The sequence below is a fragment of the Mycobacterium avium subsp. avium genome (genome assembly GCF_009741445.1).
Lineage (GTDB): Bacteria > Actinomycetota > Actinomycetes > Mycobacteriales > Mycobacteriaceae > Mycobacterium > Mycobacterium avium.
Genome location: NZ_CP046507.1, coordinates 1804092 through 1829205, shown reverse-complemented (window position 1 = coordinate 1829205; position 25114 = coordinate 1804092). Strand labels below are relative to the sequence as shown.

Sequence of the window (25114 nt, the reverse complement as noted above, 5' to 3'; positions counted from 1 at the left end):
CTTACAGCGAGCGGCTGATGATTTCCTTCATGATTTCGCTGGTACCGCCGTAGATCCGGTTGACCCGCGACGCGGTGTACATGTTGGCGATCGGATACTCGGTCATGTAGCCGTAGCCCCCGAAGATCTGTAGGCACTTGTCGACGATCTGGTCGCTCTTCTCGGCGGCGAACAGCTTGGCCATCGACGCGGTGGCCGGGTCGTTCTTGCCGTCGAGGTACTGCCCGACGGCGTAGTCGACCATCGTCTTGATCGCCAGCGCCTCCGTTTTGCAATCGGCCAGCACGAATTTGGTGTGCTGGAACTTGCCGATCGGCCGGCCGAACGCCTCCCGCTCCCGCGAGTACTTGATCGCCTCGAGCACCGCGACCTCGGCGAGCGCCGCGCAGATTGTCGCGATGATGAGCCGTTCGCGGGCAAGCTGCTCCATCAATTGGTAAAAGCCCAGACCCTCCTGCGCGCCGAGCAGGTTGGCCACCGGCACCCGCATGTCGGAGAAGAACAGCTCGCGGGTGTCCTGCGCGTGCTGGCCCATCTTGGCCAGCACCCGGCCACGCTCGAACCCCGCCAGGTTCTCGTCGGTTTCGGCCACGATCAACGACACCCCGGCAGCCCCCTTCGACGGGTCGGTCTTGGCCACGATCACCAACAGGTCGCAGTGAGTTCCGTTGGAGATGAACGTCTTCGACCCGTTGATGACGTAGAAGTCGCCGTCGCGTCGCGCGGTGGTCTTCACCGATTGCAGATCCGACCCGGTACCTGGTTCGGTCATCGCGATGGCCAACACCGCCTCACCGCTGATGATCTTGGGCAGCCACCGCCTGCGCTGCTCGTCGCTGCCGTAGGCCCAGATGTAGTGCGCGACGATCGGCGAGTGCACGGCGAATCCGAAGCCCTGGTCGTAGGCGTAGGCCAGTTCCTCCTGCACGACGACGTTCATCGCGAAGTCGCCGCCCGCGCCGCCGTATTCCTCGGGCAGGTCCAGGCCCAGCAAACCGGCATCCCCGGCTTTGTTCCAGAACTCCCGATCGACCGCGTGTTGGGCGGCCCAGCGTTCCTGGTTCGGGGTGGCCTCCTTGCGGAAGAACTCCGCGGCGTGCTTGCGCAGCTCGCGGTGCTGGTCGGTCTCCCAACTCGGACGGTAATCGGGAAACAATTCGGACATATCTACCTCACTTCGTTCAGGGGAATATCCATATGCCGCGCAAGGTCTTCCAGCTCGGCGGTGGTCTTGGCCGCGAACGCCGCGCCCAGGCTTTCGTGACTCCCGTCGGCGCCGAACACCTGGCACGTGCGGGCGAAAAAGTGCGGTTCTATCGCCCCAAGGGCGACGTAGCCGTCGGCGGACGCGTAGATGCCGTATCCGGGGTAGGCGCCGCCGAGCACCGCGCCCTCCCCCATCAGCCCGTAGCGCACCGCATCGCCAGCCCGGGCGGCGGCTTCCTCCAACACGACGCGGTAGCGTTGTCCCGCACCCGCTTTCGCGGCTTGCAGCAGCGCCGCGAGCGCGCTCGACACCGCGCGTTCGGCGCCGAGCACATCGGCGATCGGCACCTTCGGCATATGCGGCGGGGTCAGCGTGCCCTGGGCCGCCTGGTAGTTCAGGTCATGGCCCGGGGTCTCGGCGCGCTCGCCGTGATGCCCGACGATCTCGATCAACGACAACCGCGGAAACTTCTGCTGCGGGCGCGCCAGGCCTGACCGATGCAGCGCCGAGGGCCGCATCGAGGTGATCAGCAGGTCGGCGCCCGCCAGCAGTTCGTCGAGCTTGGCGCGATCACCGGTGTCCTTGAGATCGAGCGTCAGCACGTTTTGGTGCTCGATCAGCCGCGCGTACCAGTCGGGCGCGGCGGCGGCGAGCGGATCCTCCGTCGCCGGCTCCACCTTCGTCACCGCGGCACCCAGTTCGGCGAGCCGGGCCGCCGCCAGCGGACCGGGCAGGTTCACGGCCAACGACACCACCGTGACACCGATCAGGGGCTGCATAGAACGTCATCCTCCATTCCCCAGCGTGCGATACAGATGTATTGTAAATAGATCAAACGTAGAGCTAATTGGGTCAGGCGCTAACATAGCGGCGTGGACCAGGAGCAGTGGTGATGACCAATCCGCGGGCGACCAACGAGGACCTGACGGCCAAGGCGCGAATTCGCAACGCCGCGCTGGACCTTTACGCGCAATATGGTGAAGATCGAATTTCGCTGCGCGACATAGCCTCTGCGGCCGGCGTCACCCTGGGGTTGGTGCAACACCACTTCAAAACCAAGGCCGGTGTGCGCGATGCAGTCGACCAGCTGGTGGTGGACTACTTCGCCCACGCGCTGGCCCAGGTTCCGGCCGAGGGCAGTGCGCGGCACGTCGCGGCGGCCCGCGACGAGGCGGTCGCCCGCATGCTGCGCGACAACCCCCCGGTGGTCAACTACGTGCGGCGCGCGGTGCTCGATCCCTCCGAGGATCGGCTGCACCTGCTCGATGCGCTCATCGAGCTGACTCGCCGCGAAATCACAGCCCTGCGGGGTTCGGGAATGGCATCCACCAAACGCCCCGAGTCCACCCAGATCCTGGGCGTCTTGATTCGCCAAATGGGCGAGCTGCTGTTGCAGCCCATGGTCGACGCGGTGTGGGACCGCGTCGCCAAGCCGACTGACGCCCGCAAGCCCCGGCTGCGCATCACCGTCGAAAACTAACGTGGCCCCGGCGCCGGTTATCAGCGGGTCGCGTCCGCCAACTGTTCGATCTCGGCGTTAAACGCGTATGGCACTTCGATATTCGTGCAGTGCCCGGCGCGGGGAAACCGCGCGAACCGGTGCAGACTGCCCCGGACCTGTAGTGCCTCGGCGATCCGGTGTGCAACTGCCGGCGGCGTCAGCCGATCCTCGGTGCCGGTCACCACGGTGGTCGGCACCGTGAGTTTCTCCAACCCGGCGGTGACGTCCAACCCGGACAGCCCCGCTCCCCACACCGCCCGCACATCGGTGCGGCAGTCGGCCAGGATCTCATAGACGAAGTCCACCGCCTGCCGATCGGCGTAGCGGGACAATGCCATCCGCTGCAGCGGCCACCGTGACCAGCGGATCGAGGGAAGCGTCATCGTCGAGCCCGCTAACGCGGTGATCAACGGTCGGCGGATGTGGCGATAGCGGTCGGCGAATGGCAGCAGCATCGTGGTGGCGCTGAAGCGCTCGGCGATGGTGTTGGCCAACAGCACCGCCGACACCGCGTGGGCGGCGAAGCGCTGTGCCCACGCCATGATGGTGATCCCACCAAAACTGTGTCCCACCAACACCGCCCGTTCCCCCGGTGCCAACACCGCGTCGAGCACGGCGGCAAGGTCGCGCCCCAGCACGTCGGGGCGCACGCCGTCAGAGCCCAGCGTGCTGCGGCCCAGCCCGCGCTGGTCGTAGGCGATCACCCGATACTTGGCGGCAAGAGCGTTGATCTGCGGGTTCCAGTACTCGATGCGGCATCCGAAACCATGGATCAGCACGATCGGCTGGCCGAACGCCGAACCGTAACTGCGCACATGCAGCTGCGCGCCGTCGTGCGTCGCCACCGTCGTCGCGTCGTAGGCTACCCGCGGCTCCCGAAACAAGCCCTCAGCGCGGCTTTCGGGGTCGAAACGCGGCACTAGCCCCCGCCGGCCACTCACCATGGTTCCCGCCTTGCGTCTGCGCGATCGCTACGTGACAATACAGCTGTACTGTAAACAATTTTGATGACTAGTTCAAGGCAGCTGATGACCCATGCACCGGCCAGCCGGCCCACCACCCTGTGCGAAGCCTTCCAGGCGACCGCGGCCAAGCACCCGGACGCGGTGGCGCTGCGCACCCTCGGCGATGCCACGACCATCACCTGGCGTCAGTACCGCGACCGGGTGCGGGCGATCGCGGCGGGGCTGGCCGGGCTCGGCGTAGGGAACGGCGACACCGTTGCGCTGATGATGAGTAACCGCCCCGAGTTCCATTTGTGCGACACCGCGGTCCTGCACACCGGTGCCACACCGTTTTCGGTGTACAACACCAATCCACCCGAGCTGCTGGCGTATCAGTTCGACAACGCAGACAACCACGTGGTGATCTGCGAAGGCACTTTCCTGCCACAGGTTCTCGCCGCGGCGCAGCAGGGCGGCACTGTCGAACACGTCGTGTGCGTCGACGGCGCGGCGAACGGTGCCATCGGGCTCGGTCAACTCGAGGCCTCCCCCGCAGCCGATTTCGACTTCGAGCGGTCATGGCGGGCGGTCGGGCCGGACGACGTGCTGACCATCGTCTACACCTCGGGCACCACCGGCCCTCCGAAAGGCGTTGAGCTCACCCACACCAACTTCATCGAGAACGCCCGGATCACCGAAGAGGTGGGTGGGATCACGCATGCCGACCGGGCGGTGTCCTATCTGCCCGATGCACACGCCGCCAACCGCTGGATCACTCACTATCAAAACCTGCTCTACGGCCTGCAGATCACCACCGTCGGCGATTTCAAGGCTGTGCTGCCCGCGTTGACCGAGGTGCGGCCGACGCTCTTCCTTGGCGTGCCGCGGGTGTGGATCAAGGCCAAGGCGGGTCTGGAAGCTGCGGTAGATGCGGAACCTGCCGGCAAGCGAGCGCTTGCGAAATGGGCGTTCGGGGTCGGCCGCGCGAGGGCCCGGGCCGTGTCAGATGGCCGCCCGGTCGGACTTGCCGAGAAGCTTCGGTACGCGTTCGCCGACCGGCTGGTGTTGTCGAAGGTGCGCCGGCGGCTGGGCATGGACCGGCTTCGGATCGGCGTCACCGGCGCGGCCCCGATCCCGCGGGAGGTTCACGAGTTCGTCTTGGGCTTGGGCATCCCGGTATGCGAGGGGTACGGGATGACCGAATGTACGGCCGGTGCGACCGTGAATCGTCCGGAACGGATCAAGATCGGAACGGTTGGTACCCCGGTTCCGGGGACTGAGGTAACCGTTGCCTCCGACGGGGAGGTGCTGGTGCGGGGCAAGAACGTGATGCGCGGCTACCGCAAGGCGCCCGAGAAGACCGCGGAGGCAATCGATTCCGATGGGTGGCTGCACACCGGCGATATCGGCGAGATCGACGAAGACGGCTACCTGCGCATCGTCGACCGCAAAAAGGAACTCATCATCAACGCCGCCGGCAAGAACATGTCGCCAACCAACATCGAAAACACCATCGCCGCTAGCTGCCCGCTGGCCGGCCCCGTCGTGGTGATCGGCGATGCTCGGGCGTACAACACCGCCCTGATCACCCTGGATCCCGACTCCGTCACCGAATATGCGCACGCGCACGGTCTTTCGGGTTCGCTCCGCGAACTTGTCCGCAATCCGGCGGTGCGCGCCGAAATCGAGAAGGGAATGGCGGCCGCCAATCGCCGGCTGTCGCGGGTCGAACAGATCAAGCGCTACACGGTGTTGGCCGACGTCTGGGAACCCGGCAGCCAATACCTCACACCGACGGCCAAGCTCAAACGTAAACCGATCGCCACCGGATACGCCGCCCAGATCGACGCGATGTACACCGAGCAAGGCAAGCGATCCGCAGGACATTCAGCCGCATCGGACTGAAGCGGCGACCTTGCGGCGCGATGCTATTCGGGCCAGCCGTTGTTGAGGATCAGGTCGACGAAGTTGTCGCGGGCGAAAGTCGGGTCGAAGTGCTCGAGCACATCGGCGTTCATCGTGCCGAACGTGCTGTGCGGGCGGTGCTTCATCCCGTCGTTGAAGGCCTGCAGAATGCGCGTTTTGAAATCTGGGCGCGGATGGGCGGCGACCACCGCGGCGAGCGCTTCGGGAGCAAGATCGTCGCAGCCAACGCCCACCACATCGGTCTCGACACCGGCGGTCACCAAGGCGATTTCGGGATCCAGGAATTCGGGCACCCCCGGGGTGGTGTGCAAGGCGATGCCCAGCCATACCTTGTCGGCGTCTGCCTTGCTGACGCCGCGGTGCAGCAGGAACTCCCGCGCCGCATTGGCACCGTCGACCTCGAAGCGCAGGGCGGAATCGCGGTAGCGCTCGGTCAGGCCCAGGTCGTGAAACATGGCGCCCGCGTACAGCAGTTCCAGGTCCGGTTGCAGTCCCCGGCGCCGGCCCTGCAGCGCGCCGAAGAGGAATACCCGTCGGGAATGGTGGAAAAGCAGGTCGTCCTCGGCATCCCGGATGAACTCGGTGATCTCGCGAACCAATGCGGTGTCAGGTATGGCGATGTCGGCGATGGTTTCGATGGACGAAGTGGTGGTCATGATATGTCTCCTCGGTTGAGCTGGACTGTGTTGGCCGCCTTGGCATTACGCGGCGATACTCCCGCCCCCGTCGACGCGCAGGATTTGACCGGTGATGTAGCCGGCGTCCTCGTCGAGGAGAAAACAAATCGCGTGGGCGATCTCGCGCGGCCTGGCGACCCGATGCAGCGGAATGCTTTGCAGGAAGCGGGCTTCGCGTTCCGATCCGACCGGGCTGCGTTCGCGGTACATGTCGGTTTCGGTGGGTCCCGGTGCCACGGCGTTCACCGTGATGCCGGCCGAGGCGAGCTCGCCCGCCCAGATGCGGGTGCACGCCTCGAGCGCCGCCTTGGCCGCAGCGTACGGGGTCCGCTCGGGCGTGCCGAGCGTGGTCAAGCTGGTCACATTGACGATGCGGCCCCATTCCGCGTCGAGCATGCCGGGCAGGGCCGCCTGCACGACCTGAACGGCGGCGCGCACATTCAGGTCGTAGGTGTCGAACAGGTGGTCCAGCTCGATCGAGCCGAGTCGGCCGAACCGGGCGAAACCCACGTTGTTGACCACGGCGTGTACGGCAGCGTGCCCGACGATCTTGTCCAGCGTCGCCGCGGTTGCGTACGAGTCGGCCAAGTCGACCTCGTAGAACTCCCCCGGAAAATCCTTGGGGGCGCTCCGGGCAAGGCCGATCGGTTCGTGGCCGCCCTCGGCCAGCCGATCGGCCACCGCGCGGCCGATACCCCTCGATGCCCCGGTGATCAAAACCCGTCGCGACGGCATGGACTGCTCCTTGGAATCGTGATGGCGGTGCGCCTGGAGCCAGTCTGGGGCCGGCGGGCCGTGCAGGCCCATGACTGCCGAGCCGTATATCCCACAAAAAGCGACACAAGGGATTCGTGGCTCAAGCCGATGAGCCGTCAAAGCCCATCCGAGCCGTCGCAACCTCCGTCGGCAGCCGGGTTCAGGTGCAACGGTATTGACCGTTGAGCACGCAATTCGTCGGTGGCGAATAGGTGCCGGTCAACACGCCTCGGAAACCACCCGTCGCCGAACCACCGGGTGCGATGACGCGATTCCAGTTCGCCGGCGTCAGAACGTAATGCGTGCCGGATTGGGTGAGGGTGCTGTTCCACGTGTGCAGGACGGATTGGCCCGCCGGCATGTCGAATTCGAGCTTCCAATCGGACAGCGGCACCGTGCTCGAGTTGGTGATGGCGAAGCGGGCGATGAAACCGGTCTGCCACGTATGCTCGACCGTCAACGTCGCCATGGGTGCGGCCGCATCGGCCACCGGGGCGATGGCGAGGCCGAGGACCGCAACCACGGCAACGATCACCGCCGACACGGCTCCGTGAAGCGCTGTGCGGCAGCGCTTCAGGTGATTGTCCAGTCCAGCCATGGCATCCAAGGTAAAGCCGGACAGGCGATCTCGGACCTCGCAGCGCGGGTAGGCTACCGGACCTTTGCCCAACCGAGACCGGCATGAAATTTCGGCCGCGATCCACCGGGAGCCAAGGTTCAACCCGCAAGCAAGGTGCCGGCCTGCGCGCTAGCGTGGCATTGTGGGTAAGGCCTGGGATTACACGGCGGCGGCGCCGGGCAGCGCGCCCGGAGTCACGTCCATGGTGGGCTACCGCACCTTGGATGTGCCCGAGGGCGTGCACCGCGGCATGCCGTCGTCGATGCTGACCTTCATCGTCAGTCTCGACGATGGGGTGGAAGCCGCCGACACCGCGACCGCGCTGCCGGCTGCCCGACCCACGCCGCTGATCCTCGGCGGCCTGCATCTGCGGGCGAGTCACGTGCGGCAACGCCGCGGTCAGGCCGGCGTGCAGCTGGCGGTGCATCCGCTGGCCTCGCGCGCGCTGTTCGGTCTGCCCAGCGCCGAGCTTCCCGTCGCCGAGTACGACGCGACCGCCGTATTGGGACGAGACATCGTCGACCTGCACCACCGGGTGGCCGAAGCGCACCGGTGGCCCGACGTGTTCGCGCTGGTCGCCCAGTACCTGATCGATGCGCGACGGCGTCGAGACGGCGCGACGGTGCGTCCCGAGGTGCTGCATGCCTGGCACCTGCTGCAGCGCAGCCGCGGCCTGATACCGGTGACGGCCCTGGCCGACGCGGTCGGCGTCACCACGCGACATCTGGCCACGTTGTTCCGGCGGGAGGTCGGTCACTCGCCCAAAACGGTCGCGATGCTGATGCGGTTCCAGCACGCTACGGGGCGGATCGCCGAGTCGGCGCGCCGCCACGGTCGCGTCGACCTCGCCCGGGTCGCGGCCGACACCGGTTACAGCGACCAGGCGCACCTGAGCCGGGAATTCGTCCGGTTCGCCGGTGTGCCGCCGCAGCGGTGGCTGGCCGAAGAGTTCCGAAACATTCAAGACGGCGGGCACTCGCTCGGGTCACAGTGGGAGCATGACTGCTTCGAATCCGACCGTCTGGTTGACACTGCAAGCCCATAACGCACCCAAACTGATCGACTACTACGTCGAGACATTCGGCTTCGTTCTGACGGCCCGCTACGGCGACGGCGAGACCGTCGACCATGCGCAACTGAACTGGCCCGAGGGAAGCGGCGGCATCATGCTCGGCAGCCACAAGCCCGGCGCCGAGTGGTGTCGCGAACCCGGAACCGCCGGCGGCTACGTCGTCACCGCGGATCCGGATGCTCTCTACCGGCGCGTCCGGCAGCACAACGCCGAGATCGTCCGCCCCCTTGCCGAAACCGATTACGGTGCACGCGAATTCACCGTCCGCGATCCGGAAGGCAACCTGTGGTCGTTCGGGGACTACGGCGGAGCAAACCCGCCGAACTGATCAGTTCGGCGATCACAACCGGGCGTTTGGCTATCCTTCACATTCGGGCCGCCGTGTACCCGCATACTGGCGGCGTCCGCACCACGCCACGATGAGGAAGGCAACGCCATGTCCCCACTTCGGTGCTTGGCCAGAGTTGCCACCCCCCTGATGATCGGCGCCGCGCTGGTCGGTGGCGCTGGCATCGCGGCTGCCACACCGCAAGACGACGCCTACCTGGCGCAACTGCGCGCGGCCGGCCTCACCTGGCCCCCGAAGACCGAAGAGGCACTCATCGCCGAGGCGCACGACGTCTGCTACGACCTCACGTGGGGTTGGACGCCGCAACAGATCGCCGACGACCTTCATGCCCGCTTGGACAACAAGGGCGTGACGTTGTTGGACGTCGGCAGCCTGGTCAACGCCGCCCACAACATCTATTGCCCCGGCAATGTGTGCGACGCCCCCAGCCTGTGCACGTGACAACGGCGTCGGGTTGGCTACTCGCGCAACCCTTTTCGGCTGCCTAGCACGCCGGCATTGATACCGGCTAGTCGGCGGGTGGCACCACGGGCGGACGGCATTCGTTGGTGCCCGGGTCCCACCACCAGCCGTTGTCGCAGGCGAGCGGTTGCGGCCCGACCCCCAGCGGCCGGCACACGTTGGCCGTCGGGTCCCACCATTGGCCCGGGTCGCAGGCCAACGGTTGCGGCCCGACCCCGAGCGGTCGGCACACCTTGCCGGTGGGATCCCACCACTCGCCGTCCGCGCAGTCGGCCTTGCTCACCGCCGGCGTCGCTATCGTCACGGCCGCCATCGACGCGAACGCCAACATGGCGACGACCACAAGCTGGCGAACAAATGTCTTCATGGTGGGTCTCCCCTCGTTGCTACCCGTCATCGAACCGAGTCCGGGCCTGCGGGTCAAGGCCATCGGGCAAGTTGCGGGCGACGGCCCGGCGGCGAAGCCGTCCGATGAATTCGTGGCCGCCCACCGGTCAGACCTACAAGCACAAGGTCGGCAACCGGATGGACTGGTACTCGTCATCGCAGAGCACGTTCGGCGCCGACATGGACGCACCGCCCGGCAGCGGCTTCGCGGTCAACGTGTTCCTGCGCGACGGCGACACGGTATACCGCACCTGGCACACCAACGGACGCGGCACCGAGCAGCTCAGTCACTCCTTCGGGTTGATCGACATCCTGCCGTAGGGGCGCCAGGAGGACTGGCAGGACTCCCCGCAGGGCTGGCCCTCCCGGCCCACCTATTCGGGCTGGCCCGACTCCCCCGCCATCGCCCGCGCCTACGGACCCAACGACGGCTGATGACCGCGCCCGCCGGCGCGGGACGGATGCTCGTCCGGCGTTGAGCGAAAGCGTGTTTCGACACCGCCATGGGCGGGGCGCACACTGGGGCAATGGACGAATGTGAGCTCACGATCAGCGCGCCGGGCGGAGCAGCCCTGCCCCCGCCGCCATCTCGTCGCCGGAGGCCGCCCTCGACGTCGCCGGGGCGGGCGTGATGACGCACGCTGGCGAGCCCCAGCCGCGCCGCGTGCTCAACGGGCTGTCCGACATCCGCGCGTTCTTTCACACCAACTCGGTGCCGCTGTACTTCATCTCCCCCACCCCGTTCAACCTGCTCGGCATCGACCGCTGGATACGAAACTTCTTCTACCTCACCTACTTTGACTCGTTCGAGGGCATACACTCGCGCGTATTCGTGCCCCGGCGGCGCGACCGCATCGATTTCGACTCCATGGGCGATGTCTGCAACCACCTGCTGCGCGATCCCGAGACGCTCGAGTTCATCGCGGGTCGCGGACCCGGCGGTAAGGCCTGCTTCGTGATGATGGACGAGGAGACTCAGGCCCTCGCGCGGCAGGCGGGTCTGCAGGTCATGCATCCGCCGGTGGAGCTGCGCAACCGGCTGGGTTCCAAGACCGTCATGACGCGTCTGGCCGACGAGGCGGGCATCCCGAGCGTGCCGCACGTGATGGGTCGCGCCGGCTCCTACCAGGAACTGCTGACGCTTGCGCAGGACGCCGGACTGGGCGACGACCTCGTCGTCTCGATCCCCTACGGCGCCGCCGGCAGCGGGACATTCTTCGTGCGCGGCCAGCGCGATTGGGACGAGCACGCCGGTGACCTGACCGCGCAGCAGGAATTCAAGGTCATGAAGCGCATCCGCAACGTCGAGGTCTGCCTCGAGGGCGCGGTGACGCGCCACGGCACCGTGATCGGGCCCGCGATGACAAGCCTGGTCGGTTATCCGGAGCTGACTCCGCACCGAGGCGCCTGGTGCGGCAACGACATTTGGCGCGAAGTGCTGCCACCTGGCCAGACGCACGCCGCGCGGCAAATGGTGGGAAAGCTGGGCGACATCCTGAGCCGTGAAGGTTACCGCGGCTACTTCGAAGTGGACCTGCTGCACGACCTGGACTCCGACGAGCTCTACCTCGGCGAGGTGAACCCGCGTCTGTCCGGCGCCAGCCCGATGACGAACCTGACCACCGAGGCCTACGCTGACATGCCGCTGTTCCTGTTTCACTTGCTCGAGTACATGGACGTGGACTACGAGCTCGACATCGAGGGGATCAACGCCCGCTGGGAGCGGGGCTACGGCGAGGACGAGGTGTGGGGGCAGGTGATCCTCGCGGAAACCTCGCCGGACGTCGAGCTTTTCACGGCCACGCCCCGCACCGGGGTGTGGCGCATCGACGACGACGGCCGGGTCTCCTTCTCGCGCACCGCCAACGACTGGGCCACGCTGCTCGACGGGTCCGAGGCGTTCTACATGCGGGTCGCCGCGCCGGGCGACTTGCGTTCCGAGGGCGCACAACTCGGTGTGCTGGTCACCCGCGGACACCTGCAGACCGACGATTACCGGCTCACCGAGCGCTGCCAGCGCTGGGTCAAGGGCATGAAGGCGAAGTTCGCCTCCACTCCCCTGGCGCCGGCCACGCCGATCGTCTCGCGGCTCGTCGCGCGCGCGTGAACGCCCCGGCCGGCATCTCCCTGGACAACTGGCTCTCGCCGCCCTACGCGCGGTGGTCCTTCCAGCACCTCGAAGACTTCGTGCCGACCGCGGTGATCGCGCGCGGAACCGGACCCGTCGCCGCGATACCTGCCGCCCCGTCCGAGCTGGCCGAAATCCGGGTGGCGGTGACCGACGGGACGGCCAGCACGGTCGGCGCCGTGATGGCCGGCACCGCGACCGACGGATGGGCCGTCGCCCACCGCGGCGCGATGATCGCCGAGCATTACCTCGAGGGCATGCGTCGCCAGACCCGGCACCTGCTGTTCTCGGTGAGCAAGTCCCTGGTGGCGGCGGTCGTCGGCGCGCTGCACGGCGCCGGCGCTATCGAGCTCGACGCGCCGGTCACCAAATACATTCCTGCCCTTGCTAATTGCGGCTATGCCGGGGCGACGGTGCGCCACCTGCTGGACATGAGATCGGGTGTCGCGTTCTCCGAGAACTACGACGACCCGGCCGCGCAGATACACCTGCTCGACCAGGCGGTCGGGTGGGCGCCCAACCACCGGCCCGATGCGCCCGCAACGCTGCGCGACTTCCTGCTGACCTTGCGACAGAAGTCGGTGCACGGCGGACCATTCGAATACCGCTCGTGCGAGACCGATGTGCTCGGGTGGATCTGCGAGGTGGCCGCCGACCAGCCGATGCCCGCACTGATGTCGGAACTGCTGTGGAGCCGGATCGGCGCCCAGCGTGACGCCACCATCGCGGTCGACCCGGCCGGCACCGGGTTCTTCGACGGAGGGATCAGTGCCTGCCTTACCGACATGATCCGGTTCGGGTCGCTGTTCCTGCGCGAGGGTGTCTCGTTGACAGGCCGGCGCGTACTGCCGGAGGCGTGGATCGCCGACACCCTCGCGGGCGGGCCCGACTCCCGTCGGGCATTCGCCGCCAGCCCCGACGACAACGAGATGCCCGGCGGGATGTACCGCAATCAGATGTGGCTGCCCTACCCGGGCGACAACGTGCTGCTGTGCCTCGGCATGTGCGGTCAAATGATCTATGTCAACCGCGCCGCGGAGATGGTGGCCGCCAAGGTGTCCACCCAGCCGCATTCCCACGAGCCGCACATGCTGGACACGCTGAGCGCATTCGACGCGATCGCGCACCGGCTGGCCGGGCGCACGGATTAGCCCACCCTGGATGTCGTCGCGGCGGACTCGACATCGGCGGCCTCAGGTCCGAAATCGAATCGCTGCATACGGTCCAGCAGGTTGCCCACCAGCGTGTCGACGCCGGCCCGGGCCTCGACCGGCAGGAGTTGGTCCACGGCGGCATGGGTGGCCACCCGGCGCGGCAGGAACAGCTGGCAGCAGTCCTGGTCGGGCAGCATGGCGATCTCGGCGGTGCCGATCCGCCGGGCCTCGGCGAGGATTTCCTGCTTGTCGAAGCCCAGCATCGGCCGCAGCACCGGCAGGGTGGCGGCCTGTTCGGTGGCGGCCAGGTTGGGCAGCGTCTGGCTGGCCACCTGACCCAGGCTGTCGCCGGTCACGACGGCCTGGGCGCCGATCCGTTCGGCAAGGCCACAGGCCAGGCGGAGATACAGCCGCCGCTGGGCGACGATCTGGGCTTCCCCGGCGCCGCTGGCCGCCAATGTCCGCTGGGCCCGGCCCACCGCGGCCACGTACAGCCGGGATCGGGGCTGGAAGCGGGTGAGTTGGCGAACCAACGCATACGCCTTGTACGTCGAGGAGGCATCGGTGAACGGGGCGCCGGTGCAGTGCAGGAAATCGCAGGCCAGTCCGCGCCGCATGGCGCGGTATGCCGCCACCGGCGAATCGAACCCGCCGGAGAGCAACACCACCGCCCGGCCGCTGGACCCCACCGGCAAGCCGCCCTGTCCGGGATGCGTTCGGGTGCCGAGAAAGATCTCGCGCCGGTCGACCTCGACGGTCAATTCCAGCTCCGGGTGCGACAGGCCGACCCGCCACCCCAGGTCGGCGCGGACGCGGGCGCCGATGCGGGCGGCCAATTGCTCCGAGCTCAACCCGAACCGCTTGTCGCGGCGGTGGCAGCGCACCGCGAACGTCGGCGCCCCGTCCTGGGTGCGGTGGTCTCGGAGCAACTCCACCGCAGCGGTTTCGGCCGCCCGAGCGGACCTGGGCACCCGCCATACCGGCTGCACCAGGCTGATGCCGATCAGGTTGCGGGCCAACGCAACCAACTCGTCCTGCAGTTCCGGGGAGGTGAACAACACCAGCACGCCGCCACGGCGCCGGACCGCGGGGCGGTGCTCGGGCGGCCACGCCGACAGTGCGTCGTCGAGATTGGTCAGCAGCCACTGCTCGAACCAGCGCCGGTTGCCGCCCTTGAGCACCATCTCCCCGTACTTGAGCAGAACACAGCATTGCATGTGCACGTCTCGTTCACCTCCGGCTACCGACTACCCCGCTACCACGCCGCCCAGACCGATGCGTGGGCCACACCCGGGTCGGGTGGATCGTCTCCGCGTAGGAATATGATGTCTACGCCATAAGTTTTCTCTTCTGAAAAGAATAGATCATCATCCTTGGCCCAAAGGAGGTGGTGAACATGCTGAGGTTTGACCCGTTCTTCCGCGACATCGACCACCTGACGCAGCAGCTGTGGGGCGCCGTGCCCTGGGGCACCGCCGCGCAACCGGCCCTGGTACCGATGGACGCCTGGCGCGACGGCGAAAAGTTCGTGGTGGAGTTCGATCTGCCCGGTGTGCTGCCCGAGTCGCTGGACGTCAACGTCGAGCACGACGTGCTCACGGTGCGTGCGGAACGACCTGCCATCGACGAGGACCGCAATGGTGTGGTGTCCGAACGCCCGCGCGGCGTGTTCAGCCGGCAGGTCTACCTGGGTCACGGCCTCGACACCGACAACATCCACGCCGATTACGTCGACGGGGTGTTGCGGTTGACGATCCCGGTGGCCGAGGCGGCCAAGCCGCGCAAGATCGAAGTGGCCGCGGGCAAGCACCAGCGCGCCATCAACGCGTGAGCGCAAATCGTCGGGGGCTGTTCCGGCAGGGACAGCCCCCGACGCGGGTCCAGGCGTTGATCAGACCGCTTCTCGCCGCGCCTCGCCACGACATTGGCGCGGCGCCGCGGCCCGTTCCGACTTTTGCCGGGTCTTGAGTTTGGCGTTGAGCAGCTCGAGCGCCGAGTAGTCGGCCTTCAGCTGATCGTTCTTGCTTTCCAGATCGAGGATGCGGGCGACCCCGACCAGGTTGACGCCCTGATCGACCAGCTGACTGATCCGCTTGAGGCGCGCCAGATCGTCGTCGCTGTAGCGGCGGGTTCCCCCATCGCTGCGCGCGGGGGTCAGCAGCCCTCGCCGCTCGTAGTGCCGCAGCGTCTGCGGGGGGATCCCGGACAGTTCGGAAGCCACCGAGATGCCGTAGACGCCGCGCGCCGAGCGGGGTGTCGGATCACCTCTCAAGTCAGTCTCCTCCAGAAAATATCTGACTACTACTTGCAGAAGTATACCAGTAGTGGTATCAAAAACATATGTCAACAGACATAGATCTTCTGCTTTGAGCTGGAGGTGAATCATGGTGTTGATGCGTACAGATCCGTTCCGCGACCTCGACCGGTGGACCCAACAGGTGCTGGGCACCGCGGCGCGGCCGGCGGTCATGCCGATGGACGCCTGGCGGGACGGCGACCAGTTCGTCGTCGAATTCGATTTGCCTGGCGTCAATGCTGATTCGCTCGACCTCGACGTGGAGCGCAACGTGCTCACCGTCCGTGCCGAACGACCCGACCTGGACCAGAACCGCGAGATGGTATCGGCCGAGCGCCCCCGCGGTGTGTTCAGCCGGCAGCTGTTCCTTGGGGACAACCTCGACACCGACAAGATCGAGGCGAACTATCACGACGGCGTGCTGCGGCTGACCATCCCGGTGGCCGAGAAGGCCAAGCCGCGGCGGATCGAGATCAACCACAACCACAGGACGGCGATCAACGCCTGAGAGCGGGGTCGCAACCGCGGTGCAGGTCGGCCGCGGTTGCGACCCGATCATTCCAACTTGTCGGTGATGACAAGGAGGTGATGCGTCGGCAGCCGAAGTTGACACGGTGAATCCCCGTGCCGCCCACCACTTACTGCTACGTACGGACAGCGACCGACGCATGAGATTGCGCGCGCACCGCCACTTTCGTGGCCGCCATTGGTGGACCGCACGGGAGATCACCGGCGGGACCGGGGCGCGCGTGTGATCCCGGCGCGCGCCCCTCACCCGCGGTCAGGCTGTCGACCCCGGCGTAAGGCACGGTGGCTGTCCATGACGAATCCCTATCTGGTGCTTGGTGTTTCGCCGACAGCGACGCAAGCCGAAATCACCCGCGCCTACCGGCGCCACCTTCGCGCCCACCACCCCGACACGTCCCCGCCGGATTCGGCGACCGAGAGCAGCGAACGGCTGAGCGAAATCCTCGCGGCCTATGCGCTACTGCGCGATCCGGCCCGGCGGGCCGACTACGACCGGGAGCATCGGGTGCACCAGCGCATCCGCCCCGCCGTCACGCGCGTCACGCGCATCGAGCCGGCCGACGAGCAACCGCCGCTGCGGGCGGGCCCGGTGCGCTGGCATCGCCGGTACTGATCCGCCGTGGCAGAGGGTGCAGCCGTGTCCGGCCCGGGTTGAGCGCGGCGGGTCACCGAAGGACCGGGTTGGCGCCGAAGCCCGCGCCTTGCAGGCGACGGTCGGTGCGGTCGGCGGCGTTGGCGGTCGATCGGGCGGCCGACGCATTGACCGCGGCAACGACGCGCCGGCGGTTCGGCACCGCGGCGGCACCGTGTTCCACCACCCGCAGACACATCGCCCTGACCGCCCGGATGTAGCGCTCGACCGAATCGCGGGCGACCGGATTCTGTGGGAACGCCACCGTCAAGGTGGTCTCGGTGTCGAATCGGTTGACCCACATAAGCACCTGATCGGACGACCGGCCGTCGCCGTAAATCCCGGCGTTCAGGCCGTCCCATTGCCCGCTGAACGGGATCCCCCGCGCGTCGGCGAACGAGAGCATGTGGACGTCGCCCGTCGGTTTGCTGATTCGCCCGCCGAAAGACGACAGCTCCAAAACGCGGTCGAAGGGGACGTCGGCCAGACCGATAGCGGAATCAAAGGACGCCTGCGCGGCGATCACCGCGTCACCGAACGAGGCCCCGGCGACCGGGACGGTGACCGGGATGAAGCTGGCGAACCAGCCCGGAGTCACGAATTCGGCCGGCGTGCTGCGGTGGTCATACGGCGTGATCGCGCAATACGTCTCCGCCCCGGTCAGCTCGTACTCGGCGAAGGCCGCGCAGGCGAACACGCCACCGCTGAAGCGAGCCCCCGCCTTTGTGCAGGTGGCGTCGAACCGCTCGGTCTGACTCTCGTCCATGAGCGGTGCGACCACCACACCGCTTCCGCACGGCACCGACGGATCGCCAAGTGGCAGCGGGAAACTCGGGAGGGTTCCGCCGTTGTCCTGCGCGAATCGAATCCATGCGCGCACCTGGGGGGACTGCAGGGTCAGCGCCTCGGTGTGCTGGTGCTGCCGGCGGCAGTAGTCGTGGTAGCTGGCCGGCTCGGGCAGCGGCAGCGGGCGCCCGCCGCTCACCAAAGCGGCATACGTCAGATGGATTTCGAGGAAGATCACGCCGACCGACATCCCGTCGATGACCAGATGGTCCGCACTCATATAGAAGGTGAAGTGATCCGGGTGCTGGACGAGACCGAAGGTGAAGCAGTCCCACCGCAGCGGATTCGGGGTGGCCAGGATGTGGGCGCGCAGCTCGGTCGGCGTCATCTCGCCGCGCTGCAGCGCAGCGAACTCGATGTCGGCGGGATCGGCGAAGGTGTGCCGGACGATGCGGCCGTCGGTCCGATGCTCGAACCAACTGTGGTAGGTGTCGTGCCGGCGCAGATGGGCGTTGATCGCTTCGGTCATGGCCGCCACGTCGCACACGCCGGAGATATCCCAGACCCCGATGTTCAGCCGCGCCATGTCCAGGCCCCGGGCGGCGTGTTCGCTGAACCGGCGAAGATGATGCAACTGTTGGTAACTGGCCGGCACGTCGCTAATCGGTGCCTGCCGGGCTTTTTCCCGCGCCGCCGGAGTCGCGTGCCAGGAAATCACCGAACCGGTTCCCGGATCCCAGTTATGCACCGTCCCGAATGTGACCACAAAACCTCCTCGGAGCTGCGGCGGAATTACCGGAAGGCTGCAGCGATAGGGGCGCCAAATCCAGGCGGATAAGTCGCCGGTTGACGGCTATTTTACGGATGTCTACTAAAGGCCATGCGACGGATGTCGACAGCCTTATTCCACGAATGTCTACTAATGGCGGCGCATAGTCGGCCAGTTATACGCGCACGTCAGAGGGGCTTTCGCGGCTCGCGTTAGCGTACATTTGGCTAGCTGGGCAAGGCCAGAGCCGGGATGAAACTGTTAGTTACATCACACCGCCGAGCGACGTGCGAGAGCCGCACTCTCCTACCGGATAAATATCCTTACCGCCGCGTCGGAAAGGGCCAAATTCGTATTATTGCGCATTTGTCTAATTGCGAAATAGCAGGTACCGGGCAATTCACGGAAGCATGGCCACGAAAAATGTTGCCGTCAAATCTGCGAGCGACCTCCCCGGCCGACGGTATTCGCGGTCCCGCGGCGCCACCCCCGCCCGCCGGCCGAGGAACGGCGCCGTGCCGGTAGCGTGACGGCCGTGAACTCCGTCCGGACGTTTTCTGCCGCCGCGTTCGCGGCCTGTTTCACGGCCGCCGCTGCGATGCTCGCCGGTGCGGGCACGGCCGGCGCCGCCGACTCCTGCCCGACCGCCGCGCCGCCCAGCGGTGGCACGCCGGACTGGACGCTGACCGGGACCACCGGCAGCGTCGCGGTCACCGGATCCACCGATACCGCCGCTCCGGTGGTGAACGTGACGGCACCGTTCAGCGTGACCCAGACTCAGGTGCACACGCTGCGCGCCGGCGACGGGCCCGCCGTTCCGGGCACCGCGCGGGTGTCCGTCTGCTACATGGGCGTCAACGGGCGTGACGGCACGGTGTTCGACAGCAGCTACCAGCGGGGCGCCCCGGTCGACTTCCCCCTCGGCGGCGTCGTGCCAGGCTTCCAGAAGGCCATCGCCGGGCAAAAGGTCGGGTCCACCGTCGCGGTCGCCATGACCTCCGCCGACGGCTATCCCGACGGCCAGCCCAGCGCGGGGATCCGCCCCGGCGACACGCTGGTCTTCGCGATCAAGATCCTCGGCGCCACGACCTAGCTGTGCGCCGATTCGCCTGTGCCGCAACGCAGGTGAGGTGGTCGGGGTCAGACTTGGTTGAACCCGCCGTCGGCGGTGACCGTGGACCCGGTGCAAAAGCTGGACAGGTCGCTGGCCAAAAACACTGCGGCATGGGCGATCTCGACGGGATCGGCGAAACGGCCCAGCGGGATGGTCGCGATCCGGCCGGCGCGGAACTCCTCGACGGACGCGTAGGGGTCGGTCTGCGCGGCCAGCCGGTCGCTCCCCGGAGTGGCGGTGGACCCGGCCACGAGGACATTGACCCGGATGTTGCGGTGGGCGAGTTCGTTGGCCCAGGCCCGGGCCAGCGATCGCACCGCGGCCTTGGTGGCCGCGTAGATGCTCAGCCCGGCTCGGCCGCGGTCGGCGGTGGTGGAGCCGGTCAGGATGATCGAGGCGCCGTCGTTGAGCAGCGGCAGCGCCTTCTGCACGGTGTACACGACGCCCTTCACATTGGTGCCCAGCAGGGTGTCGAGGTCGTCGTCGGTGATCTCGCCCAGCCGCGCCACCCTCGTCGTCCCGGCGTTGGCCATCACGATGTCCAGACCCGCGCCGGCCGCCGCCACCTCGCAGTAAAGCCGGTCCAGGTCGCGCGGTGCCCCGACGTCGCCGCGCACGGCGGTGGCCCGCGGCCCCAATTGCCTTGCCGCGTCTTCGAGTTCGCGTTGCCGGCGGCCCGTGATGAACACCCGCTCGACGCCCTCGGCCAGGAACCGCTCGGCGGTGGCCAACCCGATACCGGAGTTGGCGCCGGTGATGACGGCGGTCTTGCGGTCGAGCAGTCCCATCCACACTCCTGACGTTGCCGCGGCGGCCCACTTGCCGGTGTCGCCGACTCCCGATCATGCCGCGCGGCCAGGGCGGCGCCGCCACGGCTCCCCCGCGGTCGGCCGGTCTCGTATTGTCTGCAGCGTGATTGCCGCTTGGATCGTGTCGCCGTGGTCAGTGCCCAGCGAGCCCGGGTCAGCCGGCGGGGCCGCCCGCTAGGCCGGGCACCGGCGTGGCAGCCCTGGTATTCGCGCTGGCCGGACTGGCGTTTCTGGATTCGCTCAACGTCCTCAACGTGGGAGTGGTCTCGGCGGTCATCTTCGACAGCCGGCTCAGCCGGCGATCACCCGTCCCGGGCGCCCTGAGCTTCGTGGCCGGCGTGTTCGCGGTGACCACCACCTTCGGCCTGTGCACGGTGCTGGGCATCAGCTTCATCACCACGGCGCTGGATTTCCACGTCACACCGGCCATCCGGTTCCGCGGCGAGCTGGTGCTGGGCATCGCGCTGATCTGCCTGGCGTACTTCCCGCTGACCGCGCAGTCGTCGGCCCCCGGCTGGGCGATGGCGGCGATGCGCAAACGGCCCTGGCTGCTCGGCTTCCTCGGGCTGGCGGTGGGCAGCGGGCAGGCGCCGACGGCGGTGCCCTACCTGACCGGCTTGGCGATGCTGGCCGCGTTGGATCCGCGGCCGCCGCTGTGGCCGCTGGTCATCATCGCCTACTGCGCCATCGCCGTGTCGCCGCCGCTGGCCATCCTCGCGCTGTCGCTGCGACGCACACCGCGGGCCATGCGCATTCAGCGCGGGCTGGTCCGTGCGCTGACCCGCTACGGCCCGATGTCGGTGCGGCTGTTGTTCTTGGTCTTCGGGGTCGGGCTCATCGCCGATGCGCTGGTCAACCACAGCGCGCTGTGGTAACGCCTCTCATGTCCCGCACAGCCCGCTGGATTACCTTGTCGGCTGTGACCGATCGTCAAGAGCGCGCAATGTCTTTCGGCTCGATCGCCGAGGACTACGACGGCCTGCGCCCGCAAGCCCCGCCGGAGGCGGTCGACTGGCTCATGCCGCCCGACTGCGGGGTGGCCGTCGACGTGGGCGCCGGCACCGGCCTGTTCACCCGGGCACTCGCCGGCCGGGCCGCGCACGTCATCGCCGTCGAACCCGACGCGCGGATGCGGGCCGTGCTGGCCCACCGGTCGCCCGCTGTCCGTGTGCTCGAGGGGCGCGGCGAGGCGATACCGCTGCCCGACCGTTGCGCCGACGCGGTGTTCGTCTCGTCGGCCTGGCACTGGATGGACCCGCAGCGGGCCGTCCCGGAGATCGGCCGGGTGCTGCGCGACGGCGGGCGCTTCGGGCTGATCTGGACCAGCCGGGACCGCGACGTCGACTGGGTGCGCGACCTCGACCTGCTGCCCGGCGATGACACCAGCGAGGCGGACGCGCCCGATCGCTTCCGGCGGCGACACGAGAACGTGGTGCTCCCTGATCCGCAGATCTTTCACCACGTCGCCCGCGAGACGTTCACGTTCGTGCGGACCATGACGCTCGACGACGCGGTGGCGATGCTGGCCACCTACAGCAGGATCATCACCGCGTCCCCGGCCGACCGCGCCCGCCGGCTGGCCAAGGCCCGGGCGGTGTTGACCGAGCGCTTCCCCGGGGCCCACGCGATCGACATCCCGATGCAGTCCCGGTGCTGGCGCGCCGACCGGATCGCCCGCGCCGGCTGACCGCCCCGGGCGCCCCGAGTCAGGACTGCGGTCCCTGCGAGGGCGGCCAGTGCGTCCCCGGCGACGCGTCGCCCGGGCTTTCGTAGTCGCCGCGCGACAACGGCACCCAACGCTCGCTGGGTGCGGGCTGCTTCGAGGACGGGAAGTCGCGCAGGCTCCCGGTCGGCTTGGCGTCCCACTTGGCGAACGTCAACGGCGTCTGCAGCCACGCGTGCAGCAGGTTGTAGGCGGCCTCCAGCGAATCGATGTGGGTGCGCTCCCAGCCGTGGCTGCCGTCGAGCCCGAAGCCGACCAGCGCGGCGCGGGTGTTCGCGCCCGCCTCGATCGCCGCGGCGGCGTCGGACCGGTAATAGCGAAAGATGTCGCGCGCGAACGGGATTCCGCGGTCCTGGGCCAGCCGGCACAACTTGCGGGTCAGGTGGTAGTCGAACGGGCCGTGCATATCGGCCATCGGGATCGTCACCCCATCCTCCAGCGAGTGCTGGCCGGGCGCGCACACCGCGTTGTCCACGGAGATCAGTTCGGCGATGTCCGGCGGCAGACCATGACTGGCGCCGTGACCGACCTCCTCGGTGATGGTGACCATGATCGTGGTGCGGTGCGGCAACACCACCTTGTTCTCGGCGAAGTTCTTGGCCAGGGCGAGCGCGATCGCCACGCCCGCCTTGCCGTCCAGCTGCCGGGAGACCACGAAGCCGTCGGCGGTCAGCTCGGGGCTGGTGATCAGGGCGACGAAATCACCGATCTGCAGACCGAGGCGGACCAGGTCGTCCCGGCACGACACCTTGCGGTCGATGCGAACCTCGACGTGCTCCCAGCCCGTGGGTTGAGTGTCGATCTCGTCGCCGAACGCGTGGCCGCTGGACTTGAGCGGCAGGATCGTGCCGGTGATGAACTCCTCGGGATCGTCGATGAAGATGCGCACCCGTGCACCCGCGGCGAATCGGGCCGAGAAGGTGCCGACCGGAACGAGTTCCAGCCGGCCGTTGTCCTTGAGCCCGCGGACCATGCAGCCGATGGTGTCGGAGTGCACCACCAGCGCGCGGTCGGTGGTCGCCGACTCCCCCGGCAGCTCGGCAGTCAGCGCCCCGCGCCGGGTCAGCGTGAACGGCACGCCGAAGTCGTCGAGGATGTCGCCGATCACCTGCATCACCGCGTCCGTGCGCCCCGACGGGCTCGGGGTCTGCAGCAGCGCCAGCAGCGTGTCCACCATCCACGTGCGGTCGGCCTCGGCCATGGCCGCGGTCTGGCCCACCTCGTCTCCTTTCCGGTCTGGGAATCGCGTTCAACCTACCGTGTGGCCGACGCGAGCGGCCCCGGCCCGGGCTGCAGCGCTGCTAGGACGCCGCGTCCCGTTCGGAGATCAGATCGGCGAGGGCGAGGATCCGTTGCGCGTCGCGCACGTGCAAACTCTCGATCATCCGGCCGTCGACGGTGATGACGCTGGTTCCCGCGGCCTGCGCCTGCTGGTAGGCCGACACCACCTTGCGGGCGTCGGCCAGCTCCTGCGGTGACGGGCCGAACACCTCGTTGGCCGGGGCGATCTGGGACGGGTGGATCAGCGTCTTGCCGTCGAATCCCATCTCCCGGCCCTGGGCCGCCTCGGCCCGGAAACCCGCGTCGTCGGTGATGTCGTTGAACACGCCGTCCAAGACGACCTTTCCGGCCGCCCGCGCCCCCAACAATGCCAGGCCCAGCGCCGGCACGACGGGGCCGCGCCCCGCGACGTGCCGGCCGTGCAACTCGTTGACCAGGTCATTGGTGCCGACCACCAGCCCGGCCAGGCGGTCGCTGGCCGACGCGACCTCCTCGGCCCGCAGGAAGGCCCGCGGTGTTTCCATCATCACCCACAGCTGCAGCGACGCCGCGGCGCCCAACGTGTCCAGCGCCCGGTCCAGGGCTTGAACCTGTTGTGCCGTCTCGACTTTCGGCACCAGCACGCCGTCGGCGGCGGACCCGGCCACCGCCGCCAGATCGTCGTCGTGCCACTCGGTGTCCAGGCCGTTGATGCGCACCACGATCTCGCGGGGCCGGTAGTCCGGCGACGAGATCGCCTCGCACACCGCGGCTCTGGATTCGGCTTTCGCGTCGGGCCCGACGGCGTCCTCGAGGTCGAATATCAGCACGTCGGCCGGCAGCGATTTGCCTTTCTCCAGCGCCCGCGGCTTGTTGCCGGGCAGGTACAGGGCCGATCGGCGCGGGCGCAGGGTCGGTGCCATCGGGCGATTCACTTCCTGTCGTCGGGCTCAGCGGGGGATCACCGGCGTGCGCGATGCGCGCGGCATAGCCAGAAAGTACCCTTCGATACCGGCGGTGTAGTCGCGGGTGGCGACCGGGCCGGGGGCCAATCGGTCCCGCGGCGGCCGGATCGCGGAAGGGGAGAACAGATGTCATCGACCGGTTCGTCACGTACCGAGGGCGACAGCTGGGATCTGGCCTCCAGCGTGGGGGCGACCGCGACCATGGTCGCGGCCTCCCGGGCGCTGGCCTCTCGCGGTCCGGACCCGCTGCTCGACGACCGGTTCGCCGAACCGTTGGTGCGCGCGGTCGGGCATCCCTTTTTCGTCCGGATGCTGGACGGCCAGATCCCGCTCGACACCGACGACATGCCGATGACGCTGCAGCAGCGGCGCGAGCAAATCACGGTGCGGACGCGGTTTTTCGACGATTTCTTCCGCTCCGCGACCGCCGCCGGCATTCGCCAGGCCGTCATTCTGGCCGCCGGGCTCGACGCGCGGGCCTACCGGTTGACCTGGCCGGCGGGCACCGTGGTGTTCGAGGTCGACCAGCCCGAGGTCATCTCCTTCAAGACCGACACCCTGGCCCGGTTGGGCGCGCAACCGACCGCCGAGCGCCGCACCGTCGCCGTCGACTTGCGCGATGACTGGGCAACAGCGTTGCGCGACAACGGCTTTGACAGCAGCGCCCGTACCGCCTGGATTGCCGAGGGGCTGCTGCCCTACCTGCCGCCGCACGCCCAGGACCGGCTGCTGGACAACATCACCGCGCTCAGCGCGCCGGGCAGCAGGCTGGCCACCGAGAACATCACCGACATGCGGGTGTTCACCGACGAACGCGCCCGGGCGATGCGCAGCACCTGGCGCCAGCACGGACTGGACATCGACGTCGCCGAACTGGTCTGGCTCGGCGAGCGCCGCCCGGCCGGCGACCACCTGGAGGCCACCGGCTGGAGCATCACCCGCCTGCCCACCGAGCGGGTGTACGCCGACTACGGCTTCGAGTTGCCCGACAACGACATCCTCAGGGAATTCCGCCAGGCCATCAGTTATCTCAGCGCCGAATTGGGCTGAA

General features: G+C 67.9%; 27 protein-coding genes and 1 pseudogene. 15 read left to right on the top strand and 13 right to left on the bottom strand.

Going from position 1 to position 25114, the window contains the following annotated elements:
• Position 1: 1 nt before the first annotated feature.
• Complete coding sequence (locus tag MAA44156_RS08485) at positions 2-1165, bottom strand: acyl-CoA dehydrogenase family protein (RefSeq protein ID WP_009976798.1); 1164 nt, start codon at positions 1163-1165, stop codon at positions 2-4.
• 2 nt (positions 1166-1167) lie between these two features.
• On the bottom strand, positions 1168-1986 hold the full coding sequence (locus MAA44156_RS08480; RefSeq protein ID WP_009976799.1) for a CoA transferase: 819 nt from the start codon (positions 1984-1986) through the stop codon (positions 1168-1170).
• 113 nt (positions 1987-2099) lie between these two features.
• On the opposite strand from MAA44156_RS08480, the gene MAA44156_RS08475 reads away from it, so the two are divergent.
• Entirely contained in the window at positions 2100-2687 is a 588-nt protein-coding gene (locus tag MAA44156_RS08475; protein ID WP_003876698.1) for a TetR/AcrR family transcriptional regulator, read from the top strand.
• Positions 2688-2707: 20 nt separating this feature from the next.
• Here MAA44156_RS08475 and MAA44156_RS08470 read toward each other — a convergent pair whose 3' ends face one another.
• Positions 2708-3592 carry an alpha/beta fold hydrolase gene (locus tag MAA44156_RS08470; protein WP_023880032.1) on the bottom strand — a complete coding sequence of 295 codons (885 nt, stop codon included), beginning with the start codon at positions 3590-3592 and terminating at the stop codon, positions 2708-2710.
• Between the two features lie 144 nt (positions 3593-3736).
• Between MAA44156_RS08470 and MAA44156_RS08465 the strand changes: the two genes are divergently transcribed.
• Positions 3737-5557, top strand: coding sequence for an AMP-dependent synthetase/ligase (locus tag MAA44156_RS08465; RefSeq protein WP_009976801.1), 1821 nt, complete (start codon positions 3737-3739; stop codon positions 5555-5557).
• Between the two features lie 23 nt (positions 5558-5580).
• On the opposite strand, the gene MAA44156_RS08460 is transcribed toward MAA44156_RS08465, so the two are convergent.
• From MAA44156_RS08460 to MAA44156_RS08450, 3 genes are all read right to left on the bottom strand, one after another.
• A complete protein-coding gene (locus tag MAA44156_RS08460) occupies positions 5581-6234 on the bottom strand; it encodes an HD domain-containing protein (RefSeq protein WP_009976803.1) in 654 nt (217 codons plus the stop codon).
• 45 nt (positions 6235-6279) lie between these two features.
• A complete protein-coding gene (locus tag MAA44156_RS08455) occupies positions 6280-6990 on the bottom strand; it encodes an SDR family oxidoreductase (RefSeq protein ID WP_033716479.1) in 711 nt (236 codons plus the stop codon).
• A 181-nt stretch (positions 6991-7171) separates the two neighbouring features.
• Complete coding sequence (locus MAA44156_RS08450) at positions 7172-7609, bottom strand: cellulose-binding domain-containing protein (RefSeq protein ID WP_003876693.1); 438 nt, start codon at positions 7607-7609, stop codon at positions 7172-7174.
• A 223-nt stretch (positions 7610-7832) separates the two neighbouring features.
• On the opposite strand from MAA44156_RS08450, the gene MAA44156_RS08445 reads away from it, so the two are divergent.
• From MAA44156_RS08445 to MAA44156_RS08435, 3 genes are all read left to right on the top strand, one after another.
• A complete protein-coding gene (locus MAA44156_RS08445) occupies positions 7833-8675 on the top strand; it encodes an AraC family transcriptional regulator (RefSeq protein WP_009976808.1) in 843 nt (280 codons plus the stop codon).
• Positions 8629-9030: a VOC family protein gene (locus MAA44156_RS08440; protein WP_031351645.1), complete on the top strand. Its 402-nt coding sequence runs from the start codon at positions 8629-8631 to the stop codon at positions 9028-9030. The genes MAA44156_RS08445 and MAA44156_RS08440 overlap by 47 nt, the downstream gene beginning before the upstream one ends.
• A 126-nt stretch (positions 9031-9156) precedes the next feature.
• Complete coding sequence (locus MAA44156_RS08435; protein ID WP_413540679.1) at positions 9157-9492, top strand: DUF732 domain-containing protein; 336 nt, start codon at positions 9157-9159, stop codon at positions 9490-9492.
• Positions 9493-9559: 67 nt separating this feature from the next.
• On the opposite strand, the gene MAA44156_RS08430 is transcribed toward MAA44156_RS08435, so the two are convergent.
• On the bottom strand, positions 9560-9880 hold the full coding sequence (locus MAA44156_RS08430) for a hypothetical protein (protein ID WP_019732287.1): 321 nt from the start codon (positions 9878-9880) through the stop codon (positions 9560-9562).
• Between the two features lie 134 nt (positions 9881-10014).
• On the opposite strand from MAA44156_RS08430, the pseudogene MAA44156_RS08425 reads away from it, so the two are divergent.
• From MAA44156_RS08425 to MAA44156_RS08415, 3 genes and pseudogenes are all read left to right on the top strand, one after another.
• Positions 10015-10335: pseudogene (locus MAA44156_RS08425) on the top strand (DUF899 family protein); the annotation flags it as partial.
• Positions 10336-10531: 196 nt separating this feature from the next.
• The gene (locus MAA44156_RS08420; protein ID WP_009976816.1) at positions 10532-12007 is read left to right on the top strand and encodes a biotin carboxylase; all 1476 of its coding nucleotides are present in this window, start codon (positions 10532-10534) and stop codon (positions 12005-12007) included.
• Positions 12004-13179 (top strand): serine hydrolase domain-containing protein, encoded by a 1176-nt coding sequence (locus MAA44156_RS08415; protein ID WP_009976818.1) that lies wholly within the window; start codon positions 12004-12006, stop codon positions 13177-13179. The genes MAA44156_RS08420 and MAA44156_RS08415 overlap by 4 nt, the downstream gene beginning before the upstream one ends.
• Here the strand turns inward: MAA44156_RS08415 and thiI are convergent.
• Entirely contained in the window at positions 13176-14405 is a 1230-nt protein-coding gene (thiI, locus tag MAA44156_RS08410) for a tRNA uracil 4-sulfurtransferase ThiI (RefSeq protein WP_009976820.1), read from the bottom strand. The two genes, MAA44156_RS08415 and thiI, sit on opposite strands and share 4 nt — an antisense overlap.
• Before the next feature lie 164 nt (positions 14406-14569).
• Between thiI and MAA44156_RS08405 the strand changes: the two genes are divergently transcribed.
• Positions 14570-15013: an Hsp20/alpha crystallin family protein gene (locus tag MAA44156_RS08405; RefSeq protein ID WP_009976821.1), complete on the top strand. Its 444-nt coding sequence runs from the start codon at positions 14570-14572 to the stop codon at positions 15011-15013.
• Between the two features lie 60 nt (positions 15014-15073).
• Here the strand turns inward: MAA44156_RS08405 and MAA44156_RS08400 are convergent, their stop codons facing one another.
• Entirely contained in the window at positions 15074-15454 is a 381-nt protein-coding gene (locus MAA44156_RS08400; protein WP_019732292.1) for a MerR family transcriptional regulator, read from the bottom strand.
• Positions 15455-15566: 112 nt separating this feature from the next.
• Between MAA44156_RS08400 and MAA44156_RS08395 the strand changes: the two genes are divergently transcribed.
• Together MAA44156_RS08395 and MAA44156_RS08390 are read left to right on the top strand one after the other, a co-directional pair.
• Positions 15567-15986: an Hsp20/alpha crystallin family protein gene (locus tag MAA44156_RS08395; protein ID WP_009976824.1), complete on the top strand. Its 420-nt coding sequence runs from the start codon at positions 15567-15569 to the stop codon at positions 15984-15986.
• A 312-nt stretch (positions 15987-16298) separates the two neighbouring features.
• Positions 16299-16619, top strand: coding sequence for a J domain-containing protein (locus MAA44156_RS08390; protein ID WP_009976825.1), 321 nt, complete (start codon positions 16299-16301; stop codon positions 16617-16619).
• A 52-nt stretch (positions 16620-16671) separates the two neighbouring features.
• Here the strand turns inward: MAA44156_RS08390 and MAA44156_RS08385 are convergent, their stop codons facing one another.
• Complete coding sequence (locus MAA44156_RS08385) at positions 16672-18189, bottom strand: condensation domain-containing protein (protein WP_023865923.1); 1518 nt, start codon at positions 18187-18189, stop codon at positions 16672-16674.
• Between the two features lie 538 nt (positions 18190-18727).
• On the opposite strand from MAA44156_RS08385, the gene MAA44156_RS08380 reads away from it, so the two are divergent.
• On the top strand, positions 18728-19285 hold the full coding sequence (locus MAA44156_RS08380) for an FKBP-type peptidyl-prolyl cis-trans isomerase (protein ID WP_003877981.1): 558 nt from the start codon (positions 18728-18730) through the stop codon (positions 19283-19285).
• 47 nt (positions 19286-19332) lie between these two features.
• On the opposite strand, the gene MAA44156_RS08375 is transcribed toward MAA44156_RS08380, so the two are convergent.
• Positions 19333-20094 carry an SDR family NAD(P)-dependent oxidoreductase gene (locus MAA44156_RS08375; RefSeq protein WP_009976827.1) on the bottom strand — a complete coding sequence of 254 codons (762 nt, stop codon included), beginning with the start codon at positions 20092-20094 and terminating at the stop codon, positions 19333-19335.
• A gap of 212 nt (positions 20095-20306) precedes the next feature.
• Between MAA44156_RS08375 and MAA44156_RS08370 the strand changes: the two genes are divergently transcribed.
• Together MAA44156_RS08370 and MAA44156_RS08365 are read left to right on the top strand one after the other, a co-directional pair.
• Positions 20307-20990 carry a GAP family protein gene (locus MAA44156_RS08370; protein ID WP_003876677.1) on the top strand — a complete coding sequence of 228 codons (684 nt, stop codon included), beginning with the start codon at positions 20307-20309 and terminating at the stop codon, positions 20988-20990.
• Positions 20991-21034: 44 nt separating this feature from the next.
• Entirely contained in the window at positions 21035-21802 is a 768-nt protein-coding gene (locus tag MAA44156_RS08365) for a class I SAM-dependent methyltransferase (RefSeq protein WP_010949316.1), read from the top strand.
• Between the two features lie 19 nt (positions 21803-21821).
• On the opposite strand, the gene MAA44156_RS08360 is transcribed toward MAA44156_RS08365, so the two are convergent.
• Both MAA44156_RS08360 and MAA44156_RS08355 read right to left on the bottom strand, forming a co-directional pair.
• Entirely contained in the window at positions 21822-23057 is a 1236-nt protein-coding gene (locus MAA44156_RS08360) for an osmoprotectant NAGGN system M42 family peptidase (protein ID WP_009976829.1), read from the bottom strand.
• An 82-nt stretch (positions 23058-23139) separates the two neighbouring features.
• Entirely contained in the window at positions 23140-24021 is an 882-nt protein-coding gene (locus tag MAA44156_RS08355; RefSeq protein WP_009976830.1) for an HpcH/HpaI aldolase/citrate lyase family protein, read from the bottom strand.
• Positions 24022-24189: 168 nt separating this feature from the next.
• On the opposite strand from MAA44156_RS08355, the gene MAA44156_RS08350 reads away from it, so the two are divergent.
• Positions 24190-25113: a class I SAM-dependent methyltransferase gene (locus tag MAA44156_RS08350; RefSeq protein ID WP_009976831.1), complete on the top strand. Its 924-nt coding sequence runs from the start codon at positions 24190-24192 to the stop codon at positions 25111-25113.
• Position 25114: the final 1 nt, after the last annotated feature.